Raw genomic sequence first — 7229 nt, 5'->3', positions numbered from 1 at the left:
ATCGGTAAGAATAGGCTTTTTCCATGTCTCATATTTTAGCATATATTTCGTAAATGTGCTAATATTTAACAGCAAAGCCAACCTAAAACGGCGGGGTTTCAGACCCAAATTTTCGATGAAGTTTGACTCGTTTGAATGGGATGAGAGCAAGCGGTGTTCTAACATAGAAAAACATAATGTGGACTTTGAGTAAATTCTCGATCTTTTCGATACTTTTCTTTATGAAATCCCAGATAATCGTAGGGGTTATGGCGAAAAACGGACGATAGCGTTTGGAGAACTTGAAAAACAGGTCTATTGCCTTGTATATACCTTAAGAGGCAAATCTTGTCGATTAATTACTGCTAGGAGGGCAAATGAGCGTGAACGAAAAGCGTATTACAGTTTTCTTAAAGGACGGTAGCCAAGAGAAAATCGTCATCGAGTCCGGCACGGAAAAACTAAAAGAGAGGGAACGGCTCAACAAGATGACCGAAGAGGAAATAGATCAAGCTGCCCGTTCCGATCCCGATGCGTTACCGGTAGAGGATGAGGAAATCTGGAAACAAGGTAGATGGGTAGGTCCTGAACCTTTACCTGAATTGGTTAGGACTTGCTAAAAAAGTAAGGGCGAAGCATTCGGACAGGAAATCTCCGGTTTCAGCGATGGGTTATACCCGAATGCTTCGCCCCTACAGGACTCTGCGATTATCGATTAAAGTCACCACTTGCCATCCTGACGTAATTGCCGATTACTCTTGACAAGTTGCTGGTTTTGTGCTTCTAGAAATTCCACCCGTGCCTGAGTGGCCTGCAATTCTTTGACTAATTCTCGATAGACCGAGAGGGGAACCGAGGGGCGACCAGTGCAACTCTGGGGTACTTGGGGGGAAATACGCGGCGTAGTGGTTATGAATCGACTAATTTAGGGCTTTTAAGCGGTAAAAATGGCCCACAGGACCGGTTCCTTGACCGATAGGGAGGGAATGATCGAGGGCGTTAGTAACGTAATCCTTGGCTTTTTTCACCGCTATTTTCAGGTCATCACCCAAAGCGAGGTTAGCAGCGATCGCTGCCGATAGGGTACAACCAGTCCCGTGAGTATTATTGGTTTCGACGCTTCTGGTCTTAAAAGTTTCCCATTCCTCCCCATCAAAGTAGATATCAACCCCACGCAGCCGGCCTTTCATGCCGCCACCTTTCACTAATACTGGTGTGGCCGACTTCTGGAAAATAATTTCGGCGGCCGCTTTCATCGTCTCAAAATCATTGATCTCGATGCCACTTAAAAGCTGCGCCTCGTAACGATTAGGGGTAATAATCGAAGCCAGAGGAATTAAACTATCAAAAAGACTATCTACAGCCCGATCATCAATTAATTTGGCTCCTACCCGCGAAACCATAACCGGATCTACCACTAAACTGATTAAACGCCAGCGCTCGATCGCCTCGGCCACTGCTTCGATAATCTCGCTACTAAACAGCATTCCCGTCTTAACCGCTGACACAGACAGATCCCTGACCACGGCATCGATTTGGGCTGTCACCATTTCTGGACTTAGGGACTCGACGCGCTCGACCCCTAGGGTATTTTGGGCGGTAACGCAGGTAAGGGCGCTGGTGCCGTGAACTCGGTGGAAGGCGAAGGTTTTCAAATCAGCTTGAATTCCCGCGCCGCCACCACTATCGGAACCGGCGATGGTGAGGGCAATGGCAGTCATAGGAGGTTAGCGATCAAAAGGACGACGACGTTGCAAGAATTCGGGTATATCTAATCCCGCCGGTTTTGGTGGTTCGGGAGTCGGGGCCGGACTGGGTGCGGGGGCATTGATCACCACCTTGCTACCGGTGGGACGAGAGGGGGAATCGCCGGAAAAACCGGTGGCAATGACGGTAATTCTGACTTCTCCCTGCATTTTCTCGTCAATTACTGCCCCGAAGATGATATTAGCGTTGGGATCAACCACTTCATAGATAATTTCGGCGGCGGCATTGACTTCGTGTAGGGTTAGATCTTGACCACCAGTGATGTTAAAGACTACGCCTTTGGCCCCTTCGATCGAGGATTCCAGTAACGGTGAGGATATAGCCGCGATCGCTCCTTCCTTAGCCCGAGATTTTCCAGAACCGATGCCGATGCCCATTAGGGCTGAACCCGCATCGGCCATCACTGCCCGCACATCGGCGAAATCCACATTCACCAGACCGGGGATAGTGATAATATCCGAGATGCCCTGTACCCCTTGACGCAGCACATCATCGGCGACCCGAAAAGCCTCCTGTAGGGGAGTTTCGGCGGGTATTACCTGTAATAACTGGTTATTGGGGATAATAATCAAGGTATCGACCCGACTTTGTAAACCACCCACCCCTTCATCGGCCTGATTAGTGCGACGACGACCCTCGAAGGTAAAGGGACGAGTCACAACTCCCACGGTCAAACAGCCGATTTCTTTGGCAATTTCGGCCACAATTGGAGCGGCCCCCGTTCCCGTGCCGCCGCCCATCCCAGCGGTAATAAAGACTAGATCGGTTCCTTCCAATGCTTGGGCGATTTCATCCCGAGATTCTTCCGCCGCTTTCTGTCCGATCGCCGGATTGCCGCCCGCCCCTAGGCCGCGGGTTAATTTTGTCCCGATTTGTAACCTCTGGGGGGCGGAGGAGTGGGCTAGGGCTTGGGCATCGGTGTTAATTGCCCAAAATTCGATTCCAGTCACGCCACTGGCGATCATGCGGTTAACGGCGTTACAGCCCCCACCGCCGACCCCGATCACCTTGATCTTGGCGACATTACTTGGCACGATGCGATTGCTACGACTTTCTTCTCGGGGTGTCATCTGTGATTCATGGGGACGAGTAAATAATACTCCAGCATTATTCTGAGAGTAATGATTATCTTCGCTCATAGCTGAACTGGCATAATCGTTACTGTTCAGATTGGGATAGGTGGAAACAATTTCATTAATCGATGTCATTGGAATTGGAACACTCTTAGTACAAGATTCTGTTATTGATTTGATGAATTAGAGATGCAATGTTAACACTATCACTAATATTATGTCGGTTCCAGTATCTACATTATCAGTTTCTGGTTCAGAAAATCATAATTTGGGGTTTTTGGCAATACATAAAGGGAATAATTGCGGTTATTTGCTGATCAATTCCAGTTAATCCCTACCAGTTGCCGTTACTTTGGCAACGATAGGGGCTGGCTGCGGTTTTAATTGTACAGTGGGAGCATCGGGATTGCTCAGGTCAATGTAGATAATTCTCGCTAGAGGTATCTTGGATGACAATTGCCGCGATTGTACGAGAGCGGTTAATTTTTCGGGCAATCTATCTTTATAAAAACCTAAATAGACCTGTCCCAGTTCAGTTTTTAGTACAAGATTACTAGGATTGCGCCAATCGATGGCGGTAACTTGAATCGATAAGTTATCAACTAAGGGATAAATTTTTTGCCACTGTTGTTGATATTGTCGGTCGTAACCAAGCACTTCTAAGCTAGGTAATTGGGTTTTGGGCAGAGTTCGACCATAATAGTTTTGAGAAATTATCGTTCCGGTGGCATCTAAAAAACCTTGCTGTTGATGAGAACGCCAAAGGGCAACAGGTTTTCTTTCTTGAATAGAAACAATCACTTTCGGGGGTAATAATTGCCGCTCGATCTTAACGTCGGCAATAGCGGGAATAGCCGCTAATTTTTCTCGCAATTGATGGGTAGGTAATTCCCAGAGAGACAGAGGATAGCTTAATTTTAGCCAAGCGCGAATCGACTCGGGCGACATTAATTCCGTGCCTGCGATTTCCACCTGTCCGGCCTTGGTAATTGTCCAATAGGGCGAAGTCATCCCCCAAGCTAATCCCGTCGCTAAACCACTAACCACCAGAAAGCGACCCAAGGCTTGCCACACCTTCGATCGCCTTTGGTGGCGCAGGTTTTGTCGTTTTTGTTCTAGGGAGAGGGAAGAAAGGATTTGATCGCTCATAGGGAAAATCTCGGGCAGTTTTGCTGTTATCTTAGGTCGCAAGGTGGGCTGCTGGCAACTCGATCGCTACTCAAATAACCAGTTTGACAAAGAAAGAGATAATAAATGTTATAACAGTAGTAGTCTACAGGCGTTCTTTTGTCTGTCTCCAGGAAACCTAAACGCTCCTTTTTGCCAAGATATTTCGACGGTCAGCCAGAAAGAGCGTTCTGGCAAGAACAGCCTAATTTATCCGAAAATTACCTATGGTTATCAACAAACGCGGACTTGTTCTCGGTGCTACAGCAGTGGTCCTGTCTACCGTCGCCGTCACGGGGGCGGGATTCCGTCTCTCCCAAAGTCAAGCTTTTTTTCAGGAAAGTCCCAAGGAAACCGTTGATGAGGTTTGGCAGATCATCAACCGCACTTATTTAGATGGCACTTTTAATCAATCGGACTGGAACGCCATCCGCAATCAGTATTTAAATCGTTCCTACAAAAATCAAGAGGAAGCATACACCGCTATCCGCGAGATGTTGAAAACTCTCAATGATCCCTATACCCGTTTTATGGATCCCAAAGAGTTTAACAATATGAAGATCGATACATCGGGAGAATTGACCGGGGTAGGGATTCAACTGACCAAAGATGAGAAAACTAAGCAGTTAGTCGTGGTTTCACCCATTGAAGATACTCCCGCTTCTAAAGCTGGTGTGCTGCCCAAAGATGTGATTATCGCTATCGATGGTAAATCTACCGAAGGTATGGAACTCGATCAAGCGGTGAGCATGATCCGCGGCAAAGTGGGGACAAGCGTTAAGATCACGATTCAACGGGGTGAGGAGAAGAAAGAATTGACTCTTACCCGGGCCAAAATTGAAATTCACCCGGTGCGCGCCCACACGGAAAACACCCCGATCGGTAAAATCGGTTATATCCGTCTTAATCAATTTAGCGCCCAAGCTAGTGGCGATATGAGTCAAGCGATTCGCGAATTGGAAACCGAAGAGGTGAAAGGTTATATTCTCGATCTGCGTTCTAACCCCGGCGGTTTACTCTACGCCAGCATCGAAATCGCTCGGATGTGGATACCTGATGGTTTAATTGTCTCTACGGTCGATCGCAAAGGGGTGACGGAACGTCAACGGGCCAATAATCAAGCTTTGACTAATAAACCGCTGGTTGTCCTCGTCGATGGTGGTTCCGCCAGTGCCAGTGAAATTCTCTCCGGAGCTTTACAGGATCATGATCGGGCGGTTATTGTCGGTACGAAAACCTTTGGTAAGGGATTAGTGCAATCGGTACGCAATCTCAGTGACGGTTCGGGATTAGCGGTGACGATTGCCAAGTATCTTACCCCCAAAGGACGCGACATCAATAAAGATGGTATTCATCCTGATGTGGAGTCGGAACTGAGCGAGGAAGAGCGCAAAAATCTTCAACAGGAACGGGAGCGGGTGGGAACCTTCCAGGATCCTCAATTCAAGAAGGCTTTTGAAATCTTGGAAAAAGAAATCACTGAAGGCAAAAAAACGCCCACCAATACCGCTAAACAATAGGTTGACATTTGCCCGCTCGAATTAAACCCACCCGACGGGCGATCGCTTCTCCCCGCTCGGCAAAAGGACCCCAGTATTGACCATTGACTGGGGTTTTTCCGTTTTCTAGGGCTATAATCTGACAAATTCCCGTATTTTCCCGGACAATGTACCAGTTTTGTGGGCTATTATCCATAGATTTTTCTCCTTATACCCCAAACCCTAGGGTTGATTCATAGTAGGGTTGATTCATGAATCAACCCTACCCCACACCCCAAACCCCACACCCCAAACCCCAAACCCCAAACCCCAAACCCCACACCCCACACCCCACACCCCACACCCCACACCCTGCCCCCACGAAAAACTTTTTGCCGCAAACCCCTAAGTAAAAAATTTTTATAAACTTCTTGACAAAACCGGGGAGATAAATGCTAATATTAAAAAGGTCTGTCCAATGGGGATTAGCCAAGCGGTAAGGCAGCGGGTTTTGGTCCCGCCATTTCCTAGGTTCGAATCCTAGATCCCCAGTTTAGGATTTTTTATCCCCAATTGGCCAATGATCGAGAATATCCTCGATCAGAGCTTCCTTTAGCCAAATACGACCGATAAGCGCCAGGGGAACCGCCAGAAATAGCCCTAAAAAGCCAAAAATCGAGGCGAAAAACAACTGGGCCAACAGGGTAAAAGCGGGTAAGAGCCTGAGCGACCGCACTGTTAAAATCGGCAGCGGTGAATGACGGTCGAAATATTGAATTAACAGATAAATACTGCTGTAGAGTAGTAAAACCGCCCAGGGTTGCCAGGGAGCTTCCAGAAGGGCGATAGAAAAGGGTAAAATCGTGCTTAAAACTGGCCCGAGGTTGGGGATAAAGGTGAGAAATCCCGCGAGAATAGATTGGGAAAAAGCGAGGGGAATGCCGATCAGGGATAGACCCAGGCAACTGCCCAAGGTCATAATCAACATATGACAGAAAATCCCTTTCAGCCAAGCTTTTAAATCTCGATCGCACTGTTCTAGGATCGATCGTACCCTAGAACGGTAGAAAGCAGGAAATAAACGCAGAAAACAACGGTAGTAAGCGGCAGGATCGGCGAGAATCATCAAGCCCAGGGCAACAATTAGCAGTAAGCTGAGGATAATGCCGAAAGTACCGTAAAAAATGCTTAAACCCCGCCCAGCAATTTGGTTAATCAGGGGTTGTAATTGAGCGAGCAGTGTTTTAAAGTCCGGTAAGACACTGGCCAGACTAGGATCGAGATAATCCTCAAGACTATGGACTTGTCCCCAGAGTCTTTCTATAGCTTGGGGTAATAAACTAAATAATTGGCGAAATTGTTGGACTAAAGCGGGTATAATCCCCACAAACATACCGATAATACCAATAAAGAAGCCAAAAAGAGTGATAATTAGGGCGTAGGAACGCTTGAGGTGATGACGCTGCCACCAAGTCACAGCCAAATTTAAAATCTGAGCCAGAAGAATCGCCATCAATAATAATAAGAGAATCTGTCGAATCTGCCAGAGAATCAACAGACAAAAGACTAACAGAACTAAACCGAGGCTGCTGCCAAAAGTCATCGAAAATTTGGGTCTGAAACCCCGTCGTTCTACGACGGCTTTGCTGTTAAATATTAGCACATTTACGAAATATATGCTAAAATGTGAGGTATGGAAAAAGCCTACTCGTTTCGATTTTACCCCACACCCGAACAAGAGTCGCTATTGCGGCGCACTTTGGGC

Annotated in this window: 9 protein-coding genes and 1 tRNA gene; 5 read left to right on the top strand and 5 right to left on the bottom strand. The window is 47.2% G+C overall.

Features of this window, described 5'->3' with window-relative positions:
* The first annotated feature begins 193 nt into the window (after window positions 1–193).
* Window positions 194–403: a BrnT family toxin gene (locus tag EWV68_RS05470; RefSeq protein WP_353806745.1), complete on the top strand. Its 210-nt coding sequence runs from the start codon at window positions 194–196 to the stop codon at window positions 401–403.
* A complete protein-coding gene (locus EWV68_RS05465; protein ID WP_061430133.1) occupies window positions 357–599 on the top strand; it encodes a hypothetical protein in 243 nt (80 codons plus the stop codon). Before EWV68_RS05470 ends, EWV68_RS05465 begins: the two co-directional genes overlap by 47 nt.
* Before the next feature lie 300 nt (window positions 600–899).
* Here the strand turns inward: EWV68_RS05465 and thiD are convergent, their stop codons facing one another.
* The 3 genes from thiD to EWV68_RS05450 all read right to left on the bottom strand — a co-directional run bounded on the left by thiD (window position 900) and on the right by EWV68_RS05450 (window position 3968).
* Entirely contained in the window at window positions 900–1700 is an 801-nt protein-coding gene (gene thiD, locus EWV68_RS05460) for a bifunctional hydroxymethylpyrimidine kinase/phosphomethylpyrimidine kinase (protein ID WP_287169101.1), read from the bottom strand.
* Between the two features lie 6 nt (window positions 1701–1706).
* Window positions 1707–2954, bottom strand: coding sequence for a cell division protein FtsZ (gene ftsZ, locus EWV68_RS05455; RefSeq protein ID WP_287169099.1), 1248 nt, complete (start codon window positions 2952–2954; stop codon window positions 1707–1709).
* A 192-nt stretch (window positions 2955–3146) separates the two neighbouring features.
* Window positions 3147–3968, bottom strand: coding sequence for a cell division protein FtsQ/DivIB (locus EWV68_RS05450; protein ID WP_287169097.1), 822 nt, complete (start codon window positions 3966–3968; stop codon window positions 3147–3149).
* 245 nt (window positions 3969–4213) lie between these two features.
* Here EWV68_RS05450 and ctpC point away from each other — a divergent pair, with 245 nt between their 5' ends.
* Window positions 4214–5506 (top strand): carboxyl-terminal processing protease CtpC, encoded by a 1293-nt coding sequence (gene ctpC, locus EWV68_RS05445; protein ID WP_061430138.1) that lies wholly within the window; start codon window positions 4214–4216, stop codon window positions 5504–5506.
* Here ctpC and EWV68_RS05440 read toward each other — a convergent pair.
* On the bottom strand, window positions 5496–5681 hold the full coding sequence (locus EWV68_RS05440) for a hypothetical protein (protein WP_287169095.1): 186 nt from the start codon (window positions 5679–5681) through the stop codon (window positions 5496–5498). The two genes, ctpC and EWV68_RS05440, sit on opposite strands and share 11 nt — an antisense overlap.
* Before the next feature lie 262 nt (window positions 5682–5943).
* Here EWV68_RS05440 and EWV68_RS05435 point away from each other — a divergent pair.
* Window positions 5944–6016, top strand: a tRNA-Gln gene (locus tag EWV68_RS05435).
* Between the two features lies 1 nt (window position 6017).
* Here the strand turns inward: EWV68_RS05435 and EWV68_RS05430 are convergent.
* Window positions 6018–7067, bottom strand: a complete 1050-nt coding sequence (locus EWV68_RS05430; protein ID WP_061430140.1) for an AI-2E family transporter — start codon at window positions 7065–7067, stop codon at window positions 6018–6020.
* A 90-nt stretch (window positions 7068–7157) separates the two neighbouring features.
* Between EWV68_RS05430 and EWV68_RS05425 the strand changes: the two genes are divergently transcribed.
* Window positions 7158–7229 (top strand): helix-turn-helix domain-containing protein (locus tag EWV68_RS05425; protein WP_155726779.1); only part of this gene is annotated, 72 nt, incomplete at its 3' end.

The sequence above is a fragment of the Microcystis sp. M_QC_C_20170808_M9Col genome (assembly GCF_007095495.1).
Lineage (GTDB): Bacteria > Cyanobacteriota > Cyanobacteriia > Cyanobacteriales > Microcystaceae > Microcystis > Microcystis aeruginosa.
The sequence above is the reverse complement of the archived record's forward strand: the minus strand, read 5'-3'. Positions and strand labels throughout refer to the sequence as shown.

Excerpts from the sequence above, each read along its gene's own strand:
- EWV68_RS05465 (WP_061430133.1), top strand. The coding sequence starts at position 357 with ATGAGCGTGAACGAAAAGCGTATTACAGTTTTCTTAAAGGACGGTAGC.
- thiD (WP_287169101.1), bottom strand. The coding sequence starts at position 1,700 with ATGACTGCCATTGCCCTCACCATCGCCGGTTCCGATAGTGGTGGCGGC.
- ftsZ (WP_287169099.1), bottom strand. The coding sequence starts at position 2,954 with ATGACATCGATTAATGAAATTGTTTCCACCTATCCCAATCTGAACAGT.
- EWV68_RS05450 (WP_287169097.1), bottom strand. The coding sequence starts at position 3,968 with ATGAGCGATCAAATCCTTTCTTCCCTCTCCCTAGAACAAAAACGACAA.
- ctpC (WP_061430138.1), top strand. The coding sequence starts at position 4,214 with ATGGTTATCAACAAACGCGGACTTGTTCTCGGTGCTACAGCAGTGGTC.
- EWV68_RS05440 (WP_287169095.1), bottom strand. The coding sequence starts at position 5,681 with ATGGATAATAGCCCACAAAACTGGTACATTGTCCGGGAAAATACGGGA.
- EWV68_RS05430 (WP_061430140.1), bottom strand. The coding sequence starts at position 7,067 with ATGACTTTTGGCAGCAGCCTCGGTTTAGTTCTGTTAGTCTTTTGTCTG.